A 26215-nucleotide genomic window follows, 5' to 3' on the forward strand; every position below is an offset into this window, starting at 1 on the left:
GATATTGCATCAGAATTCGACATGACACTCCCACAGTTAGCTGCTGAAAAACAGAAGTTATTGAGTCAAAATCAGGAAATCCTGAACCGGGCCACTGACCTTTCCAGTTGCTCAGCAACTCGCGCCAGTTCACGCACCTGCTGTGCCGTGGACCTGGTCCCATCCGCTGTCTGTTCTGTCACAGCAAAAATATGCTGAATATTTTCTGCCACACCGTTCGCAACGACGGCTTCGTTTTGGGTCTGCTCAGCAATCTGCTGAATCAGCGATGCCAGCCTGCGGGTCACAGAATCAATTTCAGTAAACGCCGTACCTGTTTCATCTGACAGCCGTGCCCCCTCGACCACACCACGTGTTGAACGTTCCATAGCGGCCATGGCATCCTGCATATCGCCCTGAATGGCTTTCACCAGCGTTGCAATCTGACGCGTTGCATCCGCAGAACGCTCCGCCAGACGCTGCACTTCTTCTGCCACCACAGAGAACCCGCGTCCCGCTTCACCGGCAGATGCTGCCTGAATAGCGGCATTCAAGGCCAGCACGTTGGTCTGCTCTGTAATGTCGGCAATCAGGTCGGTAATTTCACCAATTTCCTGCGATGATTCCACCAGTCGTTTGATACGTTTGGCTGTATCCTGAATCTGATCGCGAATGGTATTCATACCACCAATAGCATTCTGCACAGCCTGCATCCCTTTTTCCGCCGCCTCAAGAGACTGACGGGCCACCGTCGCAGACTGTTGCGCCTGGGTAGACACGTTGTTAATACGCGCCGCAACATCCAGCACGGACTGACCGGTTTCACGAATTTCACGCAACTGCTCGTCAGAAGAGGCCAGCAGTTCTGTCGAAGTTGACTCCACGACCGCTGTGGTTTTTGACACCTGCTCGGTAGCACCCTGCACCTGTGCAACCAGGTTGCGCAACTCTTCCACCGTATAGTTCACCGAGTCAGCGATAGCCCCGGTGATATCTTCCGTCACCGTTGCCTGCTGCGTCAGATCCCCTTCCGCCAGATTCTGCAACTCGTTCATCAAGCGCAAAATAGCAGCCTGATTGGCTTCGTTCACACGGCGTGCCGCAGCCACCTGTTCCTGTGCCGCGTGCCTTTGCTGCTCGGCTTCGGACTGCAAGTCCTCCACCAGGGCGTTCAACTGGCTCATTTCCTGGCCACGCCCCCGTCTGACCGTTGAAATCTGCTTGATCACAATAATTGCCAGAACCACGATGATCAATGCCGCAACCAGCGCCACAGCCGCCAGAATCAACAACTGTTTCTGAGCAGTTTCCTGTATCTTCTGCCCGGCCTCTTGAATAGAGGCATTCAACCTGTCTGCGGTGCTTGCAATGGTACCGACACGCCCGCGCGCCTCGTCAATATCCTCCCACGCCACAGAGGAACTGTTGGTCATCGAATCAAACGCTCTGGAAAGGGCATCTTTTCTGGTCTGCAGATCCGAGACCGCTTTTCTGAACGCCCCGTAATCAGGCTCCGAATCCGTCAGTTCACTTCTGTGAGGCTCCAGCAGTTCGTTCCAAAGGTTGTTAAGCTGCGTCGCCTGGGTATTCAGTGCGTTCCAGCTATCGCTTTTACCGGACAGGACCATTGACGCTGAAGATGATGTCTTTTGCACCTGTGCCTGCAGTTCGCTCAAACGCGACTGTGTCTGCGACATCTGCATCATCTGCATATAAATATAGCCACCAATCCCTAACAACACAAAGACCATCACGATTAAGACGATCAATGCAGATGAGCTAGCGCCTTTTTCTTTGGAGCTAGATGAAACATACTCACCCAATACGGTTGTCAACTCTGTTGGTGTATCCAAGTTATTTTCATCACCTTGAGACATACTGTGTCCTTGCGAAGAGGCCGTGTCACGGCTGATTAACATAGTAAACTTTTACAATTATCTATAAAAGGTGCCGATCTGACAAATCAATACAGCATCCTTGATTCAAATTCAATAACATATGCAACAGCCACCTGCCCTTTTTGACAAAGGCAATGTACGGCTGGATCATATATTTCAATTATTATTGTTGCTCGCTCAATTTCTGTTTTTTCAACTGCACAAAACAGTTTATAAATTACCCCTAAATTTCCTGAACTTTCGCCCCACTACAAACATATCCTTATGATTCTATTGATAAAAAGTATTCATCACGGGCCAAGTCAGACATCCGCATGATCTGCCAGACCTGTCCTTGCTGATCAGCCAGATATTCGGCTGAATAATCCATTCCTTCCGGCGCCTGTGCCACACTCCAATCGTTGTCATTACGCAGACCGGCCAAACGGTCCACCAGTAATGCACAACTCATCTCAAGTGATGGGTTAAAAGCAACAATAGACGCATTATGACGCGCCATATACTGTAAATCCGGCTTACCCTTACGCAACCCCAGCCACCCGGCCAGATCAATCACGGCAAAAGGTGCCCCACGCAGATTAACCACCCCGACAAACCAGGGCTTGGTATGCGTCACGGACTCAATCTGTGAAATCGTCGAAAGCAAAACCACTTCACCGGCTTCCACCAGTGGCAACAGGTATTTATGACCAAGCACCTCAATCGCCAGCCAGCTTGCCACGTCACCAGCCGCCTCAGCTGTCTGCAAACGCTGCATCAACTGAGTCTGGAACTCTACCAATGACTGCTTGGGCATATGCGCTACTCCCTCATCTCTCTCATAACCGATTATATGTTTTTGGCATCAACTCAGAGCAGAAATTTTCGCCAACAGCGCCTCTGCCGCAACAGGTTTGGTCAGATAGTCAGAAGCGCCCTGCCTTAACCCCCAGAAGCGGTCTGTCGGCTGGTCTTTGCTGGTACACATGATCACAGGTACTTTGGCATAGTCAGGGTTATGCTTGATCGCACGTGTCAACTGGAACCCGTTTATTCCAGGCATAACGACATCCATCAAAATCAGGTCGGGCACAGCCTCTTGCAAGCGCTGCATGGCTTCCTCTCCATTTTCAGCCGTACGTACCGCATAACCGTGCTGTTTTAATATGGAAGACAGATACACCAACTCTGTTTTGGAATCGTCAACAACCAAAATATTATGAATAGCCATGATATCTCAATAATGGTTTTACTATTTTGTTACAAAGAATCAACTTTATAACCCCAACATAAACATACTGTCCGTGACTCACTGTCATTCAGTTCAACACAACAACGTGTCACGTCCCCACATCTGCAAACAACACCGCTGATAAACAAAACTTGTTTCATGAGCCGCATAATGCATCATAACATCACGAATGGTCCACGCCCATTTGTTGCTCCACCACCGTGATCAACTGACCTTTGGTAAAAGGCTTGGTTAAGTAATCGTCCGAGCCGACCATACGTCCGCGTGCCTTGTCGAAAACGCCATCTTTGGATGAAAGCATGACAACAGGGACAGAGCGAAACTTTTCATTACGTTTAATGATAGCGCAGGTTTGATAACCATCCAGCCTGGGCATCAGAATGTCGCAGAAAATCAGATCCGGCTGATAGTCATAAACTTTCGACAACGCATCAAAGCCATCCTCTGCGAGCAAAACATCGCAGCCAGCCTGTTTCAAAAAAATCTCTGCGCTGCGTCGAATGGTATTGCTGTCGTCCACAACCAATATTTTTTTCCCGCTTAGACTTGGTTGAGCCACATCAATCTCCTTTTTGCATCTCAAAAACAGATGAAATGCCGCATAACATATTCACCCCCCATCTCTTTATATGAAAAAGAGCCTTCCTCGTTTTGTCAGGTGTAAATTCTACACCAGCCGCCATTTCTAAATGGCCTTTTTCATGCCACTGCCCTGTAACAATACATACAACACTAATTTTTTGAGTTATTACAACAATATACCGAAAACTTGTTAACTAAACAATGACAAGGACTTTTCCATCATATGACGTTTTCTATTCCGCAGTGCAAAAAAACAACAATACTCCACCTTTCTCATATAGCAGGAACTCATGCCAGAAAGTGGCCTCATACACCGGCTATTTCTATCTCACAACATTTGTGAACAAAAACATGCGGAAAAATCCGCTCTCCGCCAGCCTCCAACGCCTGCCTGACTCACAAAAAACAATACACAAGCAGACCCGCATTGTGTTTTATACCCTTCATTAATGTTTGTACCCAAATAGGGCTATTCAGTTTCAAACTGAAGTCAATCATTTTTATCTATTTGATTTTTATCAATTTTTATCAAATTACATTAAAAAATCCTGGATTAATGCACGCAATTAAAAATCGTTTTATCATATTTAGTTGCTTTTTACACATATTCCAACGGTATTACCAAGCACGCTATAGCAACGTAGCTGCATCCAACCTCTGCGTCCGCATGCGTCTTATAGGCTCACCGGCGGCATAGGTATAAAAAGCAGATGAAACTAATTCGCATTTCAACAATAACAGCACCATGACATACACCCCTGTCGATTTTTAAAGAACGGAGCACAATGAAATGAACTATAACTGGGACTGGGGGATTTTCCTGCAACAGGATTACACCGGGCAAGCATATTTACAGGTTCTGATTAAATGTTGGGGCTGGACGTTTGCCATTGCGGCTGTTGCATGGATCATTGCTTTATTTGCCGGCGGCGTCATTGGCACCATTAGAACGCTACCAAATAAAGGATTTGTAAACCGCTTTTTACTCGTCTTTGGCAACGCCTGGGTGGAATTGTTCCGCAATGTCCCTGTGCTGGTACAAATGTTCCTGTGGATGTTTGTCATACCCCAGGTGATTCCTGCACTTCAAATTCTCAGGCCACACCCCTTCATCATGGCGGTGTGTGCACTGGGCTTCTTCACCTCGGCCCGAGTGGCAGAACAGGTCAGGGCTGGCATACAGGCCATTCCCCGCGGACAACGTGATGCCGCCAGGGCATTAGGGCTCAACACATTTCAAACCTATTTTTACATTCTGTTGCCCATCGCCACACGCATCATCATGCCGCCGCTCACATCCGAAGCCATGAACATCGTGAAAAACTCAACTGTCGCCATGGTGCTTGCAGGCTTGCCAGAACTCATGAACTTCCTGACCCAGGCAATGGAAGAAACACAGCGCATTTTTGAGTTGTACATTGCTGTGGCTATTCTGTACATCATTACGGCATTTGGATTTAACAGGGTCATGCGTTTTATCGAAAAACGCATGAGAATTCCCGGATTCGCTTCTGGCGCTGCAGGAGGTCACTGATGAATATTGATTACACCTTCTTTGCGCCAGAAAACTGGAACCTGATATCCACATACGTCTTAAAAGGACTTGGCTTCAGCCTTCTTTTAACTGTTGTTGCCACTATCGGCGGGATTTTCCTGGGAACCATCATTGCGCTCATGCGCTTATCCAACTCTAAAGTACTGCAATGGACTGCCGCCATCTACGTTGATGGCCTGCGCTCCATGCCGCTGATGCTTGTACTGCTTGGTTTTTTCCTGGTTGTGCCGTTCCTGCTTGGGCATCCGCTGGCTGCAGAAACATGCGCCATCATTACCTTCGTGCTATTTGAGGCTACCTACTTCTCTGAAATTGTCCGCGCCGGTATTCGGTCCGTTTCATCGGGACAAAGCCAGGCCGGCCAGGCACTGGGCATGACCTATGGCCAGAACATGCGGCTGATTGTGCTTCCTCAGGCATTTCGCAACATGATCCCCGTGTTTCTGACACAGGTGATTGTCCTGTTTCAGGATACCTCGCTGGTTTATGTGATTGGCGCCTATGACCTGCTTAAAGGGTTCAGCGTCCTGAGCTCTAACACCAGCCGCCCGGTAGAGGCCTATCTGCTGGCTGCCGTCGTCTATTTCATTATCTGCTTCTCGCTTTCCCGTGCTGTCAAAGCCTACCAAAAGCGTGTTGCCATTATTCGCTAATCAGGAGACCATCCACTATGATGATTGATATTAAAAATGTATCCAAGTGGTACGGAGCATTCCAGGTACTAACTGATTGCAGCACCACCATTGATAAAGGCGAAGTTGTGGTCGTCTGCGGCCCATCAGGCTCAGGCAAATCCACCCTGATTAAAACCATCAATGCGCTGGAGCCTTTTCAGAAAGGGGAAATCTGGGTTGACGGCGTTGCAGTACATGACCCTAAAACCAACCTGCCCAAACTGCGCAGCCATGTCGGCATGGTATTCCAGCACTTTGAACTGTTTCCGCACCTCACCATTACCGAGAATCTGACCCTTGGGCAGATGAAAGTTCTGCGGCGCAGCAAAGCACAAGCCATGGAACACGGCCTCAAATACCTTGAGCGCGTGGGCCTGAGTGCACATAAAGACAAATACCCGGGCCAGCTCTCCGGCGGGCAGCAGCAGCGTGTTGCCATTGCCCGCGCCTTGTCCATGGATCCGATTGTCATGCTGTTTGACGAGCCCACTTCTGCTCTTGACCCCGAAATGGTCGGTGAAGTGCTGGACGTCATGGTTCAGCTTGCACACGAAGGCATGACCATGATGTGTGTTACGCACGAAATGGGATTTGCCCGCAAAGTCAGCAACCGCGTCATTTTCATGGACCAGGGCAAAATCCTGGAAGACTGCTCCAGTCAAGAGTTTTTTGAAAACCCCGAAGCCAGAAGCGACCGTGCCAAGGACTTTTTAAACAAAATTCTCCAGCATTGATGCCGGTATAATCCTCATATTCTTTTTCTTTTAACCCCGCTCAAGCGGGGTTTTGTTTACAACACACCTTCTGGTCAATAACCCTGTGAAGCAGATATGAGCCCACAACCCCAAACCATCACCCTGACACGCCCTGACGATATGCACCTGCATGTACGGGACGGGCAGATGCTTGAAACCGTACTGCCACACACGGCCAGGCAATTTGCCCGCGCGCTCATCATGCCTAACCTGCGCCCACCCGTCACCACCGCCGAGCAGGCAGTCGCTTACCGCCAGCGTATTTTGCAGGCTTTGCCCCCAGGCACTGATTTCACGCCATCGATGTCACTTTATCTGACTGATAACACCTCTGCGCAGGAAGTAATACTCGCCAAACAGGCTGGCGTTGTGGCATTTAAACTCTACCCGGCAGGCGCCACCACCAACAGCGATGCCGGCGTTACAGACATACGCAAAACCTATGTGACTCTACAAGCCATGCAAAAACACGGGCTGTTATTGCTCATTCATGGAGAAGTCACAGACTCTCAGGTCGATATTTTCGACCGCGAAGCCCAGTTCATTGAGCGAGTCCTTATCCCGCTGAGAAACGACTTTCCCGAATTAAAAATCGTTCTGGAGCACCTCACCACTCGAGATGGGGTTGATTACGTCGAAAGTGCAGATTCATTTGTGGCAGCAACCATCACACCACAACATCTGCTGTTTAACCGCAATGCCTTGTTTACCGGTGGTATCAGGCCCCATTATTACTGCCTGCCCATCCTCAAACGCGAAGAGCACCGGCTGGCCCTGGTACAGGCCGCTACCAGTGGCAGCCCTAAATTTTTCCTGGGTACGGACAGCGCCCCCCATTTGGCCTCGTTGAAAGAGGCCGCTGTTGGATGTGCAGGTTGCTACTCGGCATTCAGCGCACTTGAGCTTTATGCCCAAATATTTGATGAGGTTGCAAAAATTGAGCGGCTTGAAGCCTTTGCCAGCCATTATGGCGCTGACTTTTATGGCCTGCCACGCAATACAGGAACTGTCACCCTGAAAAAACAACCATGGACGGTTCCCGAATCCATCCCTGTGCAGCACAGCGCCGCCCAGTTGAAACCATTGTGTGGCGAATCCCAGTTGAACTGGCAAATCCAGCCATAAAGCCCTGTCATTACTCTCATGCTGCGCACCATGAGGGTATACAACCAGGCATTTCCTGAAAAGGCAAAAAAAACCGGACTCCAAAGAGTCCGGAACAATTCCCCCACAAGAGCGCACAAAGGCAGGACCACCTTTGTGCCCACCATGGCAGCATGGCACTGCTATGGTCTGCTCAGCAAATCTTTCCAGGAGACAGGAAAGCATCAACTGAACATGGAGCAAGTATGCCATAGGGGGCTTGGCACCATCTTTGCGCCAGATCAAATGAAAGCGTCCTTTCAGCCCGGATTTGGGAGCGAATATCCCCGCCCCATCCCGTCAGATCGCTGAACTGTCACTAACATGCTACCAAATTTAAATAAAATACATAAAATTAAACCAATTTCTTTTATTTTTCTACAAAAAAGAGGATAATCAACACCTGTAAAGCAGGCCAGACCGTTGCTGGTACCGTATCCGAAAGGTGGTACTGGAGGAAGGTCCGGACTGCACAGGGCAACGTAGGAGGTAATACCTCTCCGCCGTGAGGCGAGGATCAGAGCAACAGAGACGAGTCCTGCCGCTGATGTGGCAGGGGTGAAACGGGCAATCTCTACGTGCAGCAACACCAAATAGGCCAGCATTGATGCGGCTCCGCGGAGCTGGCGGGTAGGTGGCATTGAGCTGTTTCAGCGATGGGCAGCCCAGATGAATAACGGTCACATCATGAGTCTCATGATGCACAGAATCCGGCCTACAGGCCTGCTTTACACTTCTTCTTTTCTTCCACAACTTCCCTGCCTCTCACCTGTCTCATCCCCCCATCTGAGCGCGGCACACCCTGCCCTAAAAATACAAGCAAAATGTGCAATATGCCCATTGAGACGCTTATGCATCGCACCTAAAATGCACCACGGTGCAGCATTTGACACTGCTACCCAGCTTAAATAACCCTCACTTATTTATAACCTATGATAAACGTTACACTTTTTTATGCGCTGATCATTGGTGGCGCTCTGCTAATATCGCTTGCGGCATTGTTCACCATCAAGAAACTCACACGGGAAAATCTGAAAAAATTCCAGACTTTCAGCGGCATATACTTTGTCATTGTGATTCTGTTAGGCGGACTTGCATACATTTATATCGACTTACTGGCAAAAAGAATGCTGATCGTGACAAATAGCGATGGTCAGTATGAATACAACTTTGTTTTCACCCCCCAGACATTGCATCTGAATAACGGCGCTTCCCTGACCATCACACCCGATGAGATCGAAAGAATACTGATTCTGAATAATTCAGAGCAAGACGTCTTTTACGAGTATGTGAATTATGGCAATTTTCACATGGATACCACCCCGAAAGTCATTGCCCCTTATCAACACCTCAATAATATTGCCCGCATTGACCACATTTTTGAAGACCCACCCGATTCCGTACGTGTTAACAGCAACAGCCGGGGTGACTTGCGGGCCTGGCTTCATTATTGACAGCTATCCATATCAGCTTTGGTCAAAATTTAACCGTATCATACAAAAAGCCACCTATAAGGTGGCTTTTTGAATATCATCAGCAGACTATTTTCTGCTGAATATTATTCCGTTTGTGCTGCTGAATCATCCGCCGCTTGTTTTGCTGCAGAAGAACGCACCAGTTTTTCCTTAATACGTGCAGCCTTACCAGAACGCTCACGCAGGAAGTACAGCTTGGCGCGGCGTACATCACCACGGCGCTTCACTTCAATCTTGGCAATCAGCGGTGAATACAACTGGAATGTACGTTCCACGCCTTCCCCACTGGAGATTTTGCGCACGATAAAGCTGGAATTAAGGCCACGATTGCGTTTTGCAATCACAACACCTTCATAAGCCTGTACACGTTTGCGTGTGCCTTCAACCACATTCACACTGACCACAACGGTATCACCGGGGGCAAACTCAGGCAGAGTTTTGTTCAAGCGAGCAATCTCTTCTTGCTCAAGGGTCTGAATCAGATCCATTTACTTTTCTCCATGTCGATCATATCCAGCTTTTGTTGCGAAATTATGGAAAGAGATTCATCGTTGCAATATGCATCCTGAATCTCTTATAAGACTGGTAGAGGATCAAAGCCTTTTATTATAACCTATCTTTTCCAGAAAGTCTCTATCGTTTCGATCCAGCAACCCCTGGCTCAGCGCCTTCTCAATAAGCTCCGGCCGCCTTTGCCAGGTCAGTTGAAGCTGCTGCTCTCTGCGCCAGCGTGCAATTTTGGCGTGATCACCAGATAACAGCACAGAAGGAACCGCCTGTGCATCCCCCTCCTCCTGAAAAAGCAGCCTCTCAGGACGCGTATAGTGGGGATAATCCAGCAAACCATCATGCACGGGATGAAAGCTGTCCTGAATGCTGGAAAGGTCATCCCCCAGCACCCCCGGTTGCAGCCGTGCCACAGCATCCAGCAGAGCCATTGCGGGAATTTCACCGCCAGAGAGCACAAAATCGCCCAACGACAACTCCATCTGAACATAATGGTCGATAAAGCGCTGGTCAATGCCTTCATAGCGCCCGCACAACAGAATTGCACCAGCCCCCTGCGCCAGCTCGCTGACAATCTGATGCGTCATCGGCCGGCCGGCCGGTGAAAACAGCAACACAGGGGGCAGGTTGCCCCCTTGCGCAGCGCACTGCGCATAAACATGCTGAATACAACGCTCCAGCGGCTGCGCCAGCATCACCATGCCGGGCCCGCCACCATAAGGACGGTCATCCACACGGTGGTAGTTATCCTCGGTAAAGTCCCGCAGTTGATGCATGTGCACATCAACCATGCCGGAGGAAAATGCCCGGCGGGTAATCCCCTGCGTCAAAAAGGGGGCGAACAATTCTGGAAATAAGGTAACAACATCAAAACGCACGTATCTGGCTTTCCAATTTGCAGTGTATGGAACTCTCTGCCATCTGGCATCACAAAAGCGGTTTAAATCCGCTCATCATGCACGGCAGTGACAAGAAGCTCAGTCATCAGTTTCCCAGTCTACATGAATGACACCCGACTGCAAGTCCACATTCCCCACATACGCATCAACAAACGGAATCAACCGTTCAGCCTGCCGGGGAACACCCTGCACATCTGCCTGTTCATAGGCAATGCGCAAAATGCTTTGAACACCATTGCTCATCAGATCGGTCACCTGCCCCAGTACAGCGCCTTGCTGATTCACAACCTGCAATCCGATCAAATCCACCCAATAGAACTCACCCTCTTCCAACTCGGGGAAATCGCGGCGGCAAACAAAAATCCGCCCTCCCTTAAAAAGCTCGGCGGTATTGCGGTCAGGAATCTCCTGAAGCAATGCAATGATGCTATCCCCCTGCTCACGAATCTGCTGCACGGTTAGCATACCGGGCCATGGCTCTGTCTTCTGCCCTGCCAGAGACCGTGCCTGCCTGCCCCGGCCCGATAAACTCTCAGCCGTCTTTGCTGTTTTCGCCGTTTTGGCAAACCGAGGCTCGGGTGGTAAAAAATACCATTGGTCAACAGAGAAAAGTACATCCGCCTCAGCACTGTAGGGCAGTACACGCACCGCCCCCTTGACGCCCCAGGCGCCTGCAATACGGCCCACTTCAACCGCATCATCGGGTAAATTGGATTCACTCATCTTTGTCATATAGAAAAAGGCATGGTGCAAAACACCCTCATCAGGAGGTATTTGCAACCATGCCTTATGGCATGTCAGCGTTTGTAACGATCAGGCTGCAGCCTGGTCAGCCGGAGCAGCAGCAGCCACATTTTGGGTAGCTTGCTTCACCAGACGCACCACTGTCGGTGACAGTTGCGCACCAACGCTTTTCCAGTAGTTCACGCGGTCCAGCGACAGGCGCAAAACTTCAGCCTGACCGGAACCCAGCGGGTTATAAAAACCAACGCGCTCAATAAAGCGGCCATCACGGCGATTGCGTGAATCAGCAGCAACAATGTTGTAAAAAGGGCGCTTTTTAGAGCCACCACGGGCAAGGCGAATAACGACCATATTTTCAAAATCCTTGATTAACCTGATAATGCAACCTGATGCCACCCTAGATACTAGGCAGCCAGGTGCTCTTGGCAGGCACAACAGAAACGATATTTACTTTTTCAGTCCGTATCAGCGTAAATATGCATTACTGTTTTATACTCGCGATGCCGAGACACGTGCATGACCCCTTGGTCAGCTAACATCGCAGAAGGCGCTATTATAGCGCAAAGTCAATTGTTTGTTGTATGAGAATTCAAATGCTGATTCGACCCTGCTCCTCAGATGATTTGCCGGCTGTTACCGCTATTTACGCCTACCACGTTTTAAACAATACGGGCAGCTTTGAAACTGATCCTCCCTCTTTGGAGGAAATGCGGATGCGCAGAAAAAGCATTCTTCAGCAGGGCTGGCCCTATCTGGTAGCCATTTTTCAAAATGAAGTGGTCGGCTACGCTTATGCTGGCGCATTTCGTCTGCGCCCAGCATACCGCTATACCGTGGAAGACTCCATTTATGTGCGTCAGGACATGCATCAAAAAGGCATTGCCCGTGCACTGCTGGCAGAGCTCATCACCCAGTGCGAACTCCGGGGTGCCCGCCAGATGGTGGCCGTCATCGGGGACTCGGACAACCGGGGCTCCATTGGCCTGCATACCGCTCTGGGATTTGAGCATACCGGCATCATGCGTGCAGCAGGCTGGAAATTCGACAAATGGCTGGATGTTGTCACGATGCAACGCGCTTTAGGCATGGGTGACAAATCCGCACCGCCTCAAACCTGATTTAACCTATCGCACACACCCTGCACCCTCACGAAAATTCACCGCACATCAACGCGGCGCTTCAGATGCCTGTTCTTTTTTAAACCCTTGCTCCAAGAGCGCCAGCAACCAGGCACTGACGGACCCGACTGCATACCGGCTGGACCAGATGACATCAATGGCAATATGCTTTGGCCAGCCCGGCACACCGAGTTCATGAAGACGAGCAGGGGCATAGTTTTCAACCAGCCATTTCGGCAGACGCGCCCAGCCATAACCGGCAAGGACCATTTCAAGCAAAACCAGATAATGCGACGTTGACCAGCACGCATTCGAACGCGGTTGCACATTGCTCTTCTCAAATGACTGAATGCGCAGCTCTCTGTGATGTGCCAGATCTGCCGCACGCACATGCTTTAAGCGGGCTAATGCGTGACCAGGCGCCACCACCAGAACCACCTCTGACGTTTCTTCCAAAGTGAAATGCCGGATATGGGTAGGATATGACGCCATTGCTGCCAACAAGCCAATGTGGGCTCTACCCTGCTCCACACTCGAGACTACATCCGCATCTTCCGCAATCAGACATTCCAGCGCCAGTTCAGGCGTACGCTGGTGCACCAACGCCATCATCCGTGTAAAGCCGTCTGCCTGATAAATATCGGAAATGGCAATCGTCATCTCCAGTTGCCGCCCCTGGGCCAGTTCGCTGGCACAACGTGACAAAGAATCATTGGCAAGCAAAACCCGCTGGGCATGTTGCAGCAAAATCCTGCCAGCATGTGTCAAATGCGGCGTATGGTGTGCTCTGTCAAACAGTTGAACGCCGTATTCAATTTCAAGATTGGCAATCGCCTCGCTGATGGTGGACTGCCTCTTGCCCAGTTGGCGTGCAGCGGCTGAAAAAGACCCTTGCGAGGCCGCTTCGACAAAAGCGGTTAATGCATCCAGTGATTGCGCCATACAACCCTTCTTATAAATCAAATCATCGGAATATCCGATATATATTAACTTGTTTTTATCGGCATAGTTGTTATATTTACGGCCTTTGTACACATAGTTTACAGAAGAGGAAAGTATGCAACCCCGCAAAACTGCCAAAGAACTGGTCATACATGCCATGCTGTTTGAAATCATTGCAACAGCCATATGCGCACCCCTGTTCGCATGGATCATGGGCAAGACCCTTTTGCAGATGGGCGCGTTGTCCGTCATGTTCGCTTTCATCGCCATGACCGTGAATATGATCTACAACGCCATATTTGAACGCATTGAACACGCACTGAAATTCAAGCGTACACCGCGCATACGCATTCTTCATGCCTGCTTTTTCGAAATGATATTGATCCTGATCGTGGTGCCGCTGGCCGCATGGTGGCTGAGCGTTACACTGTTGCAGGCATTTATGATGGAAATTGGCATGATCGCCTTTTTCCTGCCCTATACCTATGTCTATAACCTGGTTTACGATCGCTTACGCGCCAAACGGCTGAAACGCATAGCGTCCCGGCGTTTTCACCTGGCCAGTTCCGGCGGGCCACACTGAACCTACATACAGAGCCGCATCAAAAAATCAGGCCTTCAGTAGCAACTGAAGGCCTGATTTGTGAGAAAAAGAATTCAAAGCGTCAGAACAGCAATATGCTGATGCCATACCCCAGTGCTGCAATCAGCGCGGATGCAGGGATGGTGAAAATCCATGCCCATACAATGGTCCCCGCAACACCCCAGCGAACCGCTGAAGCGCGCTGTGTGGAGCCGACCCCGACAATGGCGCCGGTAATGGTATGCGTCGTGGAAACAGGAATCCCAAAAAATGTGGCAATAAACAAGGTCATTGCCCCACCTGTTTCAGCACAAAAACCACCTACAGGCTTGAGCTTGGTAATTTTCTGCCCCATCGTCTTCACAATGCGCCAGCCACCAAACATGGTGCCTAAAGCAATCGCCATATAACAACTGATGATGGTCCACACAGGCGGCATGTCATGATTGGCACTGTACCAGCCCGTCGCAATCAGCAGCATCCAGATAATCCCAATGGTTTTCTGTGCGTCATTGCCCCCATGCCCCAGACTGTAAGCCGCGGCAGACGCCAACTGCAATCGCCGGAACCAGTGGTCGACTTTGCCGGGCGCCTGTTTGCGACAGATCCAACTGACCAATACCATCATCAGGGAGCCCAGCAAAAAGCCCAGCAACGGTGAGACAAAAATAAAGGCGACAACCTTACCGATGCCGCCCCAGACCATGACCGAAGGCCCTGCCTTGACCAAGGCAGCCCCCACAATACCGCCAATAAGCGCATGGGAAGAGCTTGAAGGAATGCCCCAATACCAGGTAATCACATTCCAGCTGATGGCACCGATCAAAGCGCCGGTCACCACATGGTAGTCAATGACCCCTGCCTGCACAATTCCTTTACCCACCGTCGCAGCCACACTCAAATGGAACACGGCAATGGCAAGCAGATTAAAAAATGCTGCAAAAACAACGGCATGCTGGGGCTTGAGCACACCAGTGGAAACAACCGTTGCAATAGAATTGGCCGCGTCATGAAACCCGTTCATGAAGTCAAAGATCAGGGCAATCAGAACCAACGCTCCTACAGCCCATATGCTCAGGGTAACAGCATCCATGATCAGCTATTTTCCAGTACGATGCCTTCGATGATATCGGCAACATCCTCACAGCGGTCAGTAATCTGCTCCAACTGGCTGTAAATGGCGTTGTACTTAATCAATTCACGAACATCCGGCTCTTTGCGAAACAGTGCGCTGATGGCCACGCTCTGCGCCTTATCCGCCTCAGACTCCAGCTTGTCAATTTCCTGGCACGCCTGAATCACGACCTTGACAACATCTTCTTTATTCAGCTGCTTGAGAGGCTGGACCGCATTTTTCAGGCAGACACAGGCTTTCATGGACAGATCGGTCATTGACACAATCTCGGGCGTCATGGCATGCACATCATAAAGCGACATCGCCTGCGCCACGTGCTGGATGGTATCGACCACATCATCAATACCGATCGTCATGGAATGAATCTGCTCACGATCAATGGGCGTGATAAACGTCTTGTGCAAAAGCCTTAACACTTCTGCCGTGATGCGATCGGCCTTGTGTTCAATTTCAGCGATTTCGGCAGTCAAACGCTCACGCGCTTCAACATTATCATATTCGCTGACCAGTTGGGAAAAAGATAAGGCAGCCTGATACATTTCATCTGCATGCCTGTTGAACAGTTCGAAAAAGTTACCTTCTCGAGGCAGTAATTTGCTGAATAGCATAAAGCGTTGTAACTTCTCTCAAGTGTGAAGCTAACAGTTTAACCTGTCTTTCCCCCAATTTTCACCAAACCTGACATTTTCCTTTCATCCCACTGGACTAAATGAAAATAACCACATGATTTCCGAAAAATAAGGCAGGAATCCACTTTATAGCTGGGGGTTAAAGAAACCACGGGTTCCGCGAAACCCCTCCAATCGCTGTAATAATCCATGAAAATGCGCTTCATTATCAATAGGATTGAAGTTTTCGGTATTCACGGCAAATACCGGCGCCTTTTCATAATGCTGAAAAAGATGCGCGTAACCATCTGCCAACCGTTCCAGATACGGCAGCTCAATGCGCTTTTCCATGGTTGTTGCGCGCTTGCGAATCCGTGCCAGCAGGGTTTGCGGCTCGGCCTGCAGCCAGATCACCAGATCCGGCGGTGCAACCTCGGCAGGTATGACATCATGGTGGATGCGCTGAAATAAAGCGTACTCTTCCTTATCCAGTGTCAGCCAGGCAAAAACATCGTTCTTCTCAAACAAATAATCCCCGACAACTCTTTGCCCCTGAGCCAGGCACGCCTGTTCATTGCGCTGCTGGTCCAGGCGCTGAAACATGAAGTACAACTGTGTCGCCAGCGCATGGCTGGCCCCGGAAGTTTCATAAAAACGCCCCAGAAAAGGATTTTGCGCCGCATTTTCCAGCACAAGCGTTGCACCCAGTACAGAAGCCAGCTTCTCCGCCAACGAGGTTTTACCTACCCCAATCGGCCCCTCAATCACAATATGCGGAAACCGTTCCAGAACTTTTGACACATTATCCCCTTCACTGTGACATGAATCTGTATGCATACATACTTAGCCGTTTTTATCATACTTCTCTGCCAGGCAAATTCAGGCCGGTATAAAAAACCGCAGGGCTCCCGGATATCGTACGCAAAATATATGCAAAGCTGAACGCCCGCATCACCAAAATAACAGGGCGATCACGCACTGCGTAACCGCCCCACCCATCAAAACGTACAAATATGAAAAAGCTAATGCGCCATCACCGGCCAAGAGACCTTCCATTCATCATCGCAGTGCCTCCTTGATAAGAGAAGTCCCATGTCACCATTCCGCCTCTGTTGACCAAAGCACCTTGTTGAATCCGTTCCTGCAACTGAGCATATAACTTTGGCCCCAGAATCTCACGTGTCAGCATTGAGGCAGGCGCACGGAAATCCATTTGAACACTGAGCCTGGTCATCAGTAACGCCATAAATGGCGTGCGTTTCAAATCGTCGGCAGTAATGCTTGCAACTCTGATATCCACGTGAGATTCAGCGGTTTGCCCATTATAGGTAATTGTAAAAGGATCAATGATAAATGCCGGTGACGCTTTGAAGATATCCGCAGCCCTGCTCTCCATGATTCTCATCGCTTCCTGTTGCGCCCGGGGCGAGTTTCCGGCAGCTTCATACTGTTTTGAAAACTCCTCCATCACAGGCACGTTGATATTATCCAGTCTGGAATAAAGGTTCACCTGCATGGAATTCCCCATGACTTTGGCATCAAACTTGATTTCCATTTTGTATGAGGCAAAATCACCGTCACGCCGCTCTTCACTGACCAAAAGCACTTTGTTAATATCAAATTGCTGCTCCGGTTTTCCCCCATCGATCAAAAACCTTTCCAGTGCCAGATTGTGATTGCCATTCCACCACGTGACAATATCACCCACCTCACTGTCACGGGCCTGATAAGTCAGTTGATGAATCAATAATTGAGACTGGGTGCTCGGCTGGGTCAGCAGCAGATACGGAAAATTCACAGACAGGTCTGCTTTGGTTCCAAAACGACGGGTCTGAAATTGTGCAGCCACCCCGTTATATTGAAATTGTGTATCACCATTATCCAGATCGAAAGCGGCACCATAGACATCGGTTGAAAAATCTTTCCAGTAGGTGATTTTAATTTGCGCTGTTATCAGGTTCTGCCCCTGCAGCGACTGCACAATCTGCGGCGAAACATGCGCCGGGTCAAAATTGGCAACCGTATCAATCCTGGCTAATCCAAGGCCTTTGCTTCCCAGCCAGGGGCCTGTGCGAATGTCATTATCCACAATAATGCGGATTGGCTTTTGCGGCAGTTCAAAAGGCGTTTCGTAAAACTCGTCCTGGCGCAAATAGCTCCGACGGACATCCCACTCAACAGCGAATTGCGCCTGAGAGTCAAACAGCCCCCTGTGGTAACTCAATTCCGTTACACGCACATCAGGCATGTTTTCCTGCAGCCATATGTTGGTTTCAACAACTTCCTCATGATAACGTTTCTCAATATAAAAGCTGCTGCCAAAAGCAGCTCCTAAATAAACCCCAACCAATACCACAGTTCCAACCAGCAGCGTCTTCGCCTTCATAATCTCCTCACATGCACTGATACGTAAAATAAAAATTATTTTTTAAAGAAAACACCCATCAGCAGACAATTTTCTTTGATTTTGGATTTTCCATGTAACAAATAGCCTCCTTTCATCATTAAATTGGCACAAATAAGACATTTTTTATATGGCATGGCAATGATCAAAAAGCAGCCAAAGTGGACCCTATTGTTTTCCCATTCACCTGTGTAACGCCCTGCTGGTAAGAAAAATCAGACACCAGCAGATCTCCTCTTTTCACCAAAAATCCCTGCTCGATCAGGGCCAAAACCTGAGGATATACAACTTCACCCAGCATATCCTCTGCGAGTAATGATGCAGAAGCCTGAAAATTGCTCTGACCATTTATCTTACTCATCAACACCATTGGCAATGGCATGCGCTTCAAATCTCCATCTGATATGGAGTCCACCTGTATTTGCGCTGAATAGTCGGCAGTTTTTCCATCATAGACAAATGCAACGTTGATTGAAAAAGAAGGTGATCTTTTGTAAATATCTGCCAGATGCTCTTCAAGCTGTGCAAACAATGCCATCCCTTTTTCGCTAAACGCGCTTGTCTTCGACCATAGCTCTAATGTGGCTGCATATGCATCAATTGCCGGGGAGAACAAGCGATTCATCTTCGAATTAAATGACAACTGAAACGGACGCCCCGACCACACGCCTTTGGTTTCGAAATTCATGACAGGAGAGATAAAATCCCCTTCACTATTTTCCTGCACCATCAAGTGCAATTTAGCAATATCGATATCCATACCCTCGGAACCCAAACGCAGGCCATCCAGGGTTAATTTCTGATCGCTTGTCCAGAAAAATATGTTGGCTCTGCCATTCAATGATTCATACAGCAAATTATCAACCTGCAAATACGCATGACGCTTTGCATCGCTCCAAAGCACGTAAGGCAGCCTGACACTCATATCCACCAGCGATCCAGACTGATGTGTTTGAACTCTGGCATGCATACCAGAAAACTGAAGCTGTATTTGCCCGGCATCCATGTGAACCGGAGTCACATAAACCTCCGTCCCGAAACTGTTCAAATAACCAACTTTCGTCTGCCCTGTTCCCAGGTCCTGCCCTTGCAATGATTGAATCAACTCGGGTGAAACGCTGGCCGGATCAAAGTGAGCACGCGTTTCTACTCTGGCCAACCCCACCCCCTGGCGCCCCAGCCAGGGGCCTGTACGGACCTGATGTTCAAAAACAATACGCACAGGTTTGCCAGCCCCGCCGAAAGATGCCTTATTCGCATCATCAAAAATTGGGGGCATATCCACTTCAAGCACAAACTGCGCAGATGAATTGAAAAACCCTCGCTGATAGCTCGACTCAATGATACTGATGCCTGGTGCAGATTCCAGCAGCCAGGCGTTTATTCTGATTCTTTGCTCGTTGTAACGTTTTTCGAAATACCAACCATGCCACCAGGCACCTGCTAAATATATAAAAACCAACGCCACAATACCAATTAACAAGTATTTTGTTTTCATAACATTCACATGTATTTTCTTGCGATATATATGCGTTAATTATATGTAAGTAATTTTTAATCAGCAAGTCTATTATTTTTCATGCACTTATGTTATGTTGCATACAGGTATTTTCAAAATATGGGTACTTTTTTTACATGTCATAAAAGCAAATAGGACACCCGCCCCTTTGATACAAACGTCATTGTTTCAATGTTAATACCCGGCCACCGACAACTTATAAGGAGCAATAAATGGACACCAGACAGGCAAACGGCAGTTGTTTATGCGGCAAAATCAAAGTCAAATTGGGAGCATTCAATTCGCAGGTGTATGCCTGCCATTGCGGAATGTGCCGCAAATGGAGCGGCAGCCTGCTCATGTCTGTTGATGCTGGTAAAAGTGTCCAGTTTGAAGGCGAAGAATATATCCAGGTTTACGATTCATCTGCATGGGCCGAGCGGGGCTTTTGCAAAAACTGTGGCACACACCTGTTTTACCGCGTCAAAGCAACACAGGATTACTTTCTGCCCATTGGGCTGCTGGACGATATCCAAGACGACCAGGTGCAGTTTGTCTCACAAATCTACATTGACCGTAAACCCGCATATTTCAGCTTTGCCAACCCCACACAGACCATGACAGAAGCGCAGGTCATGGCCATGTTTGCAGCACCTGAAGAATAAATGCCGCCAGCGGCAAGCTGCCGCGGCTTAACGCCGCCGCAGCACCGTTTTTAGCGCCTCTCCGGTATGAGAATCTTTGGTTGCCATGACCTGCTCCGGCGTACCGGTTGCAACCACAAGGCCGCCACCGGAACCGCCTTCCGGCCCCATGTCAATCACCCAGTCGGCCTCGGCCACCACATCCAGGTCATGCTCGATCACCAGCACCGTATGCCCCGCATCTGTCAGCCGGTGCAGCACATGAATCAGTTTTTCAATATCGGCCATGTGCAGCCCTACGGTCGGCTCATCCAGCACATAAACCGTATGCGGCGTGCGGTTGCCACGCCGCGTCACATCATCGCGGACTTTGCTCAGCTCGGTTACCAGTTTAATGCGCTGCGCCTCACCGCCAGAAAGTGTGGGTGACGGCTGCCCCAGCGTCAGGTAACCCAGCCCAACATCCTTGAGCAACTGCAACGGATGGCTGATGGCAGGCATGGAGGCAAAAAACGCCACCGCTTCATCCACCTCCATCTGCAACACTTCACCAATGTTTTTGCCCCGCCAGGTTACCGCCAGTGTTTCGGGGTTGAAACGCACGCCATGGCAAATCTCACAGGGAACTTTCACATCAGGCAGAAAGTTCATTTCAATCGTGCGCATGCCCTGCCCGTCGCACCCCGGGCAACGTCCTTCGCCGGTATTGAAAGAAAAGCGCCCCGGGCCATAGCCGCGTGCCTTCGCTTCCAGCGTATCAGCGAACAACTTACGCACGGTATCCCAAAAACCGATATAGGTTGCCGGACACGAACGCGGCGTTTTACCAATCGGTGTCTGATCCACTTCAAGCACCCGGTCCACCCGTTCATAGTGGTCAATCCCCTGACAATGCTGCCAATGCGGCTTGCCTTTGCTGTTCACTGCCATGTGCAGATTGCTCAGCAGAACATCACGCGCCAGCGTCGATTTGCCTGACCCTGACACCCCGGTAATGGCCACCAGCCGTTTCAGCGGCACGGCAATATCCACATGGCCCAGGTTATGCATCATCGCATCACGCAGATAGACCGATTCGCTCTCCAACGTCTGCGCATTTACTTGGCGGCGCTCATGCATCGGGTGTTTCAGCGGATGCGCCAGATAACGCCCGGTTACAGAATCCGGCTGCGCTGCCAGATCCGCCATGCTTCCCTGTGCAATAACGCGACCGCCACGCGTACCCGCACCAGGCCCGATATCAATGATATGGTCAGCCGCGCGAATCGTTTCCTCATCGTGCTCCACCACCATCAGCGTATTGCCCTTGTCGCTCAGCGAATGCAATGCTTTCAGCAGAATCCGGTTATCGCGCGGGTGCAGGCCAATGGTCGGCTCATCCAGCACATAGCATACGCCCTGCAGGTTGCTGCCCAACTGCGCTGCCAGCCGGATACGCTGCGCCTCACCACCTGACAGCGTAGGCGCACCACGATCCAGCGTCAAATAACCCAGGCCAACCTCTTCCAGAAAATCCAGCCGGCTTTCAATTTCGGGCAACAGGTCACGGGCAATCTCTGCATCGCGTCCATGCAACTGCAACGCCTGCACCCAGTTCCGCATATCGGTTACCGAAAGCTGCGCCAGCTCGGTAATGGTAACCCCGGCAAACAATACATTACGGGCCTGCACATTCAGTCTGGTGCCATGGCAGCTCGGGCACACTTCATCGCCAACACCATCCACTTCAGGCTCGGCAAAACTGCGTTCACGGCCCCTGTTATCATCCTGCGCAACGATGGAATCGTCATACGCTTTACGCTGGTCCTTGTTCAAACGCAAACCCGTTCCCACACAATCGGGGCACCAGCCATGCTTGCTGTTGTAGGAAAATAAACGCGGATCAAGCTCAGGATAACTGGTGCCGCATACCGGGCAGGCCCGTTTGGTTGAAAACACATGCACATGCCCAATACGGGCGGTAGATGAGCCATCGCGCATGGCCTGCTGCAAACCGGTCAGGTCATCAAGCACATGCGCAATGCCTTTTCCATGCTCCAGTGTCTTGCGCAAGGCATCACGCAGGTATGTTTCATTCTGTGGCTTCACATGCACATCGGCAACCGGCAACTCCAGTGTATGTTCCTTATAGCGATCCAGCCGTGGAAATTTAGCCGTCGGCAAAAACTCGCCATCCACACGCAGGTGCGTATACCCCTGGTTCTTTGCCCAGTCTGCCAGATCCGTATAAACACCCTTGCGGTTCATCACCAAGGGCGACAGCAAACCAATGTGCTGCCCGCGGTAACGCGTTAACAGTTGCGCGGCAATTTTTTCAGCCGTTTGCGGCTCCACCGCCGTATCATCATGAATGCAGTGCTGCACACCCAGCTTCACATACAGCAGGCGCAGATAGTGCCATACTTCCGTGGCGGTACCCACCGTGCTTTTCTGCCCGCCACGCGATAAACGCTGCTCAATAGCCACTGTCGGCGGAATCCCATACACCGCATCCACCTCGGCACGGCCTGCCGGTTGCACAATGGAGCGTGCATAGGCATTGAGCGACTCCAGATAGCGCCGCTGCCCTTCGCCAAACACAATGTCAAATGCCAGCGTCGACTTGCCGGAACCAGAAACGCCAGTAATCACATTGAATACGCCGCGCGGAATATCCACCGAGAGCGACTTCAGATTATGCTCACGCGCATTCACCACTTCAATTTCATTATGCGCAGCGGCGTGTGCCTGTTTTTGGTCTTCCAATGTCAGCAGATACTTCGCAACCTGGCCTTCAGCCACATGCATATCGCCGGAACCTAAAGCCTGTTCATACGTTTTGAGCGCCTGCCCGGTATAAGAATCGCGGCAGGCTTTTACCGCCTCCGGTGTGCCTGTGCATACCACCTGCCCGCCTGCATCTCCACCCTCAGGTCCCAAATCAATCAGCCAGTCTGAGGCGCGAATCACATCCAGGTTATGCTCAATCAGAATGATGCTGTGTCCAGCATCCAGCAGTTTACGGAAAGCCCGCATCAGCTTGGCAATATCGTCAAAATGCAGCCCGGTGGTTGGCTCGTCAAACAAAAACAGCGTCCCTTTTTTAGCCAGCTTTTGTGCCGTGGCACTGCGCGAGCTGAGCTTGCCCGATGTTGCCTGCGCCAAAAAACCGGCCAGTTTCAAACGCTGTGCCTCACCACCCGACAGTGTTGGTACCGGCTGTCCCAGCTTAACGTATTCCAGCCCGACATCGACAATCGGCTGTAACACGCGGCCGACTTCTGCATCCTGCGCAAACACCTGCGAAGCCTCACTCACCGTCAGGTCCAGCACATCAGCCACCGTGTAATCACGGCCACCCCGCATCAGGGTCACTTCCAGCACCTCCGGCCGGTAACGCTTGCCGTCACAGTCTGGGCAGCGCAAATACACATCGCTCAGAAACTGCATTTCCACATGCTCAAAACCTGAGCCGCCGCAGGTGGGGCAGCGGCCATCGCCGCTGTTAAAGCTGAACTTGGACGCCGTATAACCGCGCTCACGCGCCAGAGGCGTCTGGGCAAACAAGGAACGAATGGCATCCCATGCCCCGACATAACTGGCCGGATTGCTGCGTGCCGTCTTGCCGATAGGAGACTGGTCCACAAAAACCGCATCGGCCAGCCAGTCTGCGCCCAGCAACTGGTCATGCACACCTGGGGTTTCCGTCGCTTTCCCCAGGCCGCGGCACAGCGCCGGATACAGCACATCCTGAATCAATGTGGATTTGCCGGAACCCGAAACGCCGGTCACCGTAGCCAGACAATGCAGTGGAAACTCCACATCAATGTCTTTCAGGTTATGCTCGCGCGCACCCTGCAAAATCAGGCGGGGCGTTCCTTCTGTCACCAGGCGTCTGACACCCACCCCAATATGCTTTCGCCCCCCCAGATAAACACCGGTCAGCGTATCGGCCTTGCGTAACGCTTTGGGGGTACCATCAAATACAATCTGACCACCGTTTTCTCCCGGCCCCGGGCCCATATCCAGCACCCGATCAGCCGCCAGCATCACGGCCGGGTCATGTTCCACCACCACCAGCGTATTGCCTGCATTGCGCAAACGGTGCATGGCTTCAATGATGCGGTTCATATCACGCGGGTGCAGGCCAATGCTGGGCTCGTCCAGCACAAACAGCGTATTAACCAGTGAAGTGCCCAGCGCGGTCGTCAGGTTGATACGCTGCACCTCGCCGCCCGAGAGTGTCCGGCTTTGCCGGTCCAGCGTCAGATAACCAATGCCCACATCGCACAGATATTGCAACCGTGTACGGATTTCATCGTACAGCAGTTGCAACGGGTCTTTCTCTGTATCCGTTGCCTGCTGCTTTTTTAAAACGGGAAACGCCAGATTGATAAAGCGGTACAGCCGCTCTATCGGCAGCAGCATCAGGTCATGCAAAGATAACCCCGGCAATGCCTCAAGCTGCTTATAGTTCCATTGCACACCTGCGGGCATAAACCGTTTTTCCGGTGCCAGCACGGCATCTGCCTGCTCTTTGCTGCCCACACGCCACAACAGCGCTTCCGTTTTCAGGCGCGCGCCCAGACACACCGGACAGGTGGTATAACTGCGGTACTTGGAAAGCAGCACACGGATGTGCATTTTGTATGACTTACTTTCCAGATATTCAAAAAACCGGCGGATGCCATACCACTGCTTGTTCCAGTTGCCCTCCTTGAAGTCGGGCGTGCCGTCAATCACCCACTTTTTCTGGGCATCTGTCAACTGGCTCCAGGAAGTATCACGCGGTATGCCTGCAACCGCCGCATAGCGCAACAAATCATCCTGTATTTCAGACCACGCTGGCGTCTGAACCGGCTTGACCGCGCCGCCGCGCAAGGTCAGTTTTTCATCGGGAATCACCAGCCCCCAATCCACACCAATAACCCGCCCGAACCCACGGCACGATTCGCACGCGCCATAAGCCGAGTTGAATGAAAACAGGGATGATGTCGGCTCCGAATATGTCAGATCGCTCTCAGGGCAATGCAGCCCGCTGGAGAAACGCCAGATATCCGGCTCTTTTTCACCAGAATCATCCTCAGCATTTTCAGGCAAGGCATACACATTCAAACGGCCGCCGCGTTTCAGGCAGGTTTCAATGGCTTCAGCCACCCGTGCCGGCTCCACATTGTCTATGCGGAAACGGTCCGCCACCACATCCAACAGCTTGCGCGGACCGGTCAGTGTTGCAACCTCACGCTCAGCCTGAACGCGCGTAAACCCGCTCACTGACAGCCACTGCTCCACCTCCGCCTCGCTCACATTGGACGGCAGCTCCACCGGAAAAGTCAGTACCACACGCGGGTTTCCGGCCTGCTGCGCCCTGCGTTCCAGCTCGTGCTGAATCGACTGCACATTGTCATGTTTGACAGGTTGTGCCGTAACACGGTCAAACAAATGCGCCGCACGTGCAAACAGCAGCTTGAAATGGTCGTTCAGCTCCGTCATGGTGCCCACTGTAGAGCGCGATGTCCGTACCGGATTGGTCTGGTCAATGGCAATGGCAGGTGGCACACCCTCTACCGCATCCACCGCAGGCCTGTCCATACGGTCCAGAAACTGGCGCGCATAGGCACTGAATGTTTCCACATAGCGACGTTGCCCTTCCGCATACAGCGTATCAAACACCAGGCTGGACTTTCCCGAACCGCTTGGCCCGGTGACCACCGTCAGCTCCCCCGTATGAATATCAAGATCAACCCGCTTGAGGTTATTCTGGCGTGCGCCGCGGATATGAATATCTTTTTGACTGTTGTCTTTTTTGGCTGATGTGCTCATACAAGGCTTTAGAAATACATATACTGGTCAGGCTGAATA

The 26215-nt window shown here is 50.8% G+C and carries 23 protein-coding genes and 1 other RNA gene; 9 read left to right on the forward strand and 15 right to left on the reverse strand.

Features of this window, described 5'->3' with window-relative positions; genetic code table 11:
• Window positions 1–71: 71 nt before the first annotated feature.
• The 4 genes from CUZ56_RS03775 to CUZ56_RS03790 form a co-directional block, all read right to left on the reverse strand.
• Entirely contained in the window at window positions 72–1856 is a 1785-nt protein-coding gene (locus CUZ56_RS03775; protein ID WP_239441999.1) for a methyl-accepting chemotaxis protein, read from the reverse strand.
• 283 nt (window positions 1857–2139) lie between these two features.
• Complete coding sequence (locus tag CUZ56_RS03780; protein ID WP_126978322.1) at window positions 2140–2673, reverse strand: chemotaxis protein CheW; 534 nt, start codon at window positions 2671–2673, stop codon at window positions 2140–2142.
• A 48-nt stretch (window positions 2674–2721) separates the two neighbouring features.
• Window positions 2722–3087, reverse strand: a complete 366-nt coding sequence (locus CUZ56_RS03785; RefSeq protein ID WP_126978324.1) for a response regulator — start codon at window positions 3085–3087, stop codon at window positions 2722–2724.
• Between the two features lie 184 nt (window positions 3088–3271).
• Window positions 3272–3667, reverse strand: a complete 396-nt coding sequence (locus tag CUZ56_RS03790) for a response regulator (RefSeq protein WP_126978326.1) — start codon at window positions 3665–3667, stop codon at window positions 3272–3274.
• A gap of 813 nt (window positions 3668–4480) precedes the next feature.
• Here CUZ56_RS03790 and CUZ56_RS03795 point away from each other — a divergent pair.
• The 6 genes from CUZ56_RS03795 (at window position 4481) to CUZ56_RS03820 (ending at window position 9271) form a co-directional block, all read left to right on the forward strand.
• A complete protein-coding gene (locus CUZ56_RS03795) occupies window positions 4481–5224 on the forward strand; it encodes an amino acid ABC transporter permease (protein WP_126978328.1) in 744 nt (247 codons plus the stop codon).
• The gene (locus tag CUZ56_RS03800) at window positions 5224–5898 is read left to right on the forward strand and encodes an amino acid ABC transporter permease (RefSeq protein ID WP_126978330.1); all 675 of its coding nucleotides are present in this window, start codon (window positions 5224–5226) and stop codon (window positions 5896–5898) included. The genes CUZ56_RS03795 and CUZ56_RS03800 overlap by 1 nt, the downstream gene beginning before the upstream one ends.
• Window positions 5899–5918: 20 nt before the next feature.
• Window positions 5919–6653 carry an amino acid ABC transporter ATP-binding protein gene (locus tag CUZ56_RS03805; protein ID WP_126978572.1) on the forward strand — a complete coding sequence of 245 codons (735 nt, stop codon included), beginning with the start codon at window positions 5919–5921 and terminating at the stop codon, window positions 6651–6653.
• Between the two features lie 96 nt (window positions 6654–6749).
• On the forward strand, window positions 6750–7799 hold the full coding sequence (pyrC, locus tag CUZ56_RS03810) for a dihydroorotase (protein WP_126978332.1): 1050 nt from the start codon (window positions 6750–6752) through the stop codon (window positions 7797–7799).
• 425 nt (window positions 7800–8224) lie between these two features.
• An RNA gene (gene rnpB / locus CUZ56_RS03815) (RNase P RNA component class A) lies at window positions 8225–8551 on the forward strand.
• 198 nt (window positions 8552–8749) lie between these two features.
• The gene (locus CUZ56_RS03820) at window positions 8750–9271 is read left to right on the forward strand and encodes a hypothetical protein (protein WP_126978334.1); all 522 of its coding nucleotides are present in this window, start codon (window positions 8750–8752) and stop codon (window positions 9269–9271) included.
• A gap of 104 nt (window positions 9272–9375) precedes the next feature.
• Here the strand turns inward: CUZ56_RS03820 and rplS are convergent, their stop codons facing one another.
• The 4 genes from rplS to rpsP all read right to left on the reverse strand — a co-directional run bounded on the left by rplS (window position 9376) and on the right by rpsP (window position 11793).
• Window positions 9376–9780 (reverse strand): 50S ribosomal protein L19, encoded by a 405-nt coding sequence (gene rplS / locus CUZ56_RS03825; protein WP_126978336.1) that lies wholly within the window; start codon window positions 9778–9780, stop codon window positions 9376–9378.
• A gap of 105 nt (window positions 9781–9885) precedes the next feature.
• Entirely contained in the window at window positions 9886–10677 is a 792-nt protein-coding gene (trmD, locus tag CUZ56_RS03830; protein WP_126978338.1) for a tRNA (guanosine(37)-N1)-methyltransferase TrmD, read from the reverse strand.
• 99 nt (window positions 10678–10776) lie between these two features.
• Window positions 10777–11430 (reverse strand): ribosome maturation factor RimM, encoded by a 654-nt coding sequence (gene rimM, locus CUZ56_RS03835; RefSeq protein ID WP_126978340.1) that lies wholly within the window; start codon window positions 11428–11430, stop codon window positions 10777–10779.
• A gap of 81 nt (window positions 11431–11511) precedes the next feature.
• On the reverse strand, window positions 11512–11793 hold the full coding sequence (gene rpsP / locus CUZ56_RS03840; protein ID WP_126978342.1) for a 30S ribosomal protein S16: 282 nt from the start codon (window positions 11791–11793) through the stop codon (window positions 11512–11514).
• Between the two features lie 242 nt (window positions 11794–12035).
• On the opposite strand from rpsP, the gene CUZ56_RS03845 reads away from it, so the two are divergent.
• Window positions 12036–12560 (forward strand): GNAT family N-acetyltransferase, encoded by a 525-nt coding sequence (locus CUZ56_RS03845; RefSeq protein ID WP_204250808.1) that lies wholly within the window; start codon window positions 12036–12038, stop codon window positions 12558–12560.
• Window positions 12561–12608: 48 nt separating this feature from the next.
• Here CUZ56_RS03845 and CUZ56_RS03850 read toward each other — a convergent pair whose 3' ends face one another.
• Window positions 12609–13502 carry a LysR family transcriptional regulator gene (locus tag CUZ56_RS03850; RefSeq protein WP_162615243.1) on the reverse strand — a complete coding sequence of 298 codons (894 nt, stop codon included), beginning with the start codon at window positions 13500–13502 and terminating at the stop codon, window positions 12609–12611.
• A gap of 115 nt (window positions 13503–13617) precedes the next feature.
• On the opposite strand from CUZ56_RS03850, the gene CUZ56_RS03855 reads away from it, so the two are divergent.
• The gene (locus CUZ56_RS03855; RefSeq protein WP_126978348.1) at window positions 13618–14085 is read left to right on the forward strand and encodes a multidrug/biocide efflux PACE transporter; all 468 of its coding nucleotides are present in this window, start codon (window positions 13618–13620) and stop codon (window positions 14083–14085) included.
• 82 nt (window positions 14086–14167) lie between these two features.
• Here CUZ56_RS03855 and CUZ56_RS03860 read toward each other — a convergent pair whose 3' ends face one another.
• From CUZ56_RS03860 to CUZ56_RS03880, 5 genes are all read right to left on the reverse strand, one after another.
• Window positions 14168–15178: an inorganic phosphate transporter gene (locus tag CUZ56_RS03860; protein WP_126978350.1), complete on the reverse strand. Its 1011-nt coding sequence runs from the start codon at window positions 15176–15178 to the stop codon at window positions 14168–14170.
• Window positions 15179–15180: 2 nt separating this feature from the next.
• A complete protein-coding gene (locus CUZ56_RS03865) occupies window positions 15181–15828 on the reverse strand; it encodes a DUF47 domain-containing protein (protein ID WP_126978352.1) in 648 nt (215 codons plus the stop codon).
• Between the two features lie 147 nt (window positions 15829–15975).
• Entirely contained in the window at window positions 15976–16629 is a 654-nt protein-coding gene (locus CUZ56_RS03870; RefSeq protein WP_204250809.1) for a deoxynucleoside kinase, read from the reverse strand.
• A gap of 232 nt (window positions 16630–16861) precedes the next feature.
• Window positions 16862–18214, reverse strand: a complete 1353-nt coding sequence (locus CUZ56_RS03875; protein ID WP_126978357.1) for a DUF945 family protein — start codon at window positions 18212–18214, stop codon at window positions 16862–16864.
• Window positions 18215–18377: 163 nt separating this feature from the next.
• Window positions 18378–19730, reverse strand: a complete 1353-nt coding sequence (locus CUZ56_RS03880) for a DUF945 family protein (RefSeq protein WP_126978359.1) — start codon at window positions 19728–19730, stop codon at window positions 18378–18380.
• Between the two features lie 233 nt (window positions 19731–19963).
• On the opposite strand from CUZ56_RS03880, the gene CUZ56_RS03885 reads away from it, so the two are divergent.
• Entirely contained in the window at window positions 19964–20395 is a 432-nt protein-coding gene (locus CUZ56_RS03885) for a GFA family protein (RefSeq protein WP_126978361.1), read from the forward strand.
• Between the two features lie 27 nt (window positions 20396–20422).
• Here CUZ56_RS03885 and uvrA read toward each other — a convergent pair whose 3' ends face one another.
• The gene (gene uvrA / locus CUZ56_RS03890; RefSeq protein WP_126978363.1) at window positions 20423–26176 is read right to left on the reverse strand and encodes an excinuclease ABC subunit UvrA; all 5754 of its coding nucleotides are present in this window, start codon (window positions 26174–26176) and stop codon (window positions 20423–20425) included.
• Window positions 26177–26215: the final 39 nt, after the last annotated feature.

The sequence above is a fragment of the Saezia sanguinis genome, assembly GCF_003991585.1.
Lineage (GTDB): Bacteria > Pseudomonadota > Gammaproteobacteria > Burkholderiales > Burkholderiaceae_C > Saezia > Saezia sanguinis.

Excerpts from the sequence above, each read along its gene's own strand:
- rplS (WP_126978336.1), bottom strand. The coding sequence starts at position 9,780 with ATGGATCTGATTCAGACCCTTGAGCAAGAAGAGATTGCTCGCTTGAAC.
- CUZ56_RS03850 (WP_162615243.1), bottom strand. The coding sequence starts at position 13,502 with ATGGCGCAATCACTGGATGCATTAACCGCTTTTGTCGAAGCGGCCTCG.
- CUZ56_RS03805 (WP_126978572.1), top strand. The coding sequence starts at position 5,919 with ATGATTGATATTAAAAATGTATCCAAGTGGTACGGAGCATTCCAGGTA.
- CUZ56_RS03880 (WP_126978359.1), bottom strand. The coding sequence starts at position 19,730 with ATGAAAACAAAATACTTGTTAATTGGTATTGTGGCGTTGGTTTTTATA.
- pyrC (WP_126978332.1), top strand. The coding sequence starts at position 6,750 with ATGAGCCCACAACCCCAAACCATCACCCTGACACGCCCTGACGATATG.
- CUZ56_RS03855 (WP_126978348.1), top strand. The coding sequence starts at position 13,618 with ATGCAACCCCGCAAAACTGCCAAAGAACTGGTCATACATGCCATGCTG.
- CUZ56_RS03845 (WP_204250808.1), top strand. The coding sequence starts at position 12,036 with ATGCTGATTCGACCCTGCTCCTCAGATGATTTGCCGGCTGTTACCGCT.
- CUZ56_RS03785 (WP_126978324.1), bottom strand. The coding sequence starts at position 3,087 with ATGGCTATTCATAATATTTTGGTTGTTGACGATTCCAAAACAGAGTTG.
- uvrA (WP_126978363.1), bottom strand. The coding sequence starts at position 26,176 with ATGAGCACATCAGCCAAAAAAGACAACAGTCAAAAAGATATTCATATC.
- CUZ56_RS03865 (WP_126978352.1), bottom strand. The coding sequence starts at position 15,828 with ATGCTATTCAGCAAATTACTGCCTCGAGAAGGTAACTTTTTCGAACTG.
- CUZ56_RS03800 (WP_126978330.1), top strand. The coding sequence starts at position 5,224 with ATGAATATTGATTACACCTTCTTTGCGCCAGAAAACTGGAACCTGATA.
- CUZ56_RS03875 (WP_126978357.1), bottom strand. The coding sequence starts at position 18,214 with ATGAAGGCGAAGACGCTGCTGGTTGGAACTGTGGTATTGGTTGGGGTT.
- CUZ56_RS03780 (WP_126978322.1), bottom strand. The coding sequence starts at position 2,673 with ATGCCCAAGCAGTCATTGGTAGAGTTCCAGACTCAGTTGATGCAGCGT.
- CUZ56_RS03795 (WP_126978328.1), top strand. The coding sequence starts at position 4,481 with ATGAACTATAACTGGGACTGGGGGATTTTCCTGCAACAGGATTACACC.
- CUZ56_RS03775 (WP_239441999.1), bottom strand. The coding sequence starts at position 1,856 with ATGTCTCAAGGTGATGAAAATAACTTGGATACACCAACAGAGTTGACA.
- CUZ56_RS03885 (WP_126978361.1), top strand. The coding sequence starts at position 19,964 with ATGGACACCAGACAGGCAAACGGCAGTTGTTTATGCGGCAAAATCAAA.
- rpsP (WP_126978342.1), bottom strand. The coding sequence starts at position 11,793 with ATGGTCGTTATTCGCCTTGCCCGTGGTGGCTCTAAAAAGCGCCCTTTT.
- rimM (WP_126978340.1), bottom strand. The coding sequence starts at position 11,430 with ATGACAAAGATGAGTGAATCCAATTTACCCGATGATGCGGTTGAAGTG.
- CUZ56_RS03820 (WP_126978334.1), top strand. The coding sequence starts at position 8,750 with ATGATAAACGTTACACTTTTTTATGCGCTGATCATTGGTGGCGCTCTG.
- CUZ56_RS03860 (WP_126978350.1), bottom strand. The coding sequence starts at position 15,178 with ATGGATGCTGTTACCCTGAGCATATGGGCTGTAGGAGCGTTGGTTCTG.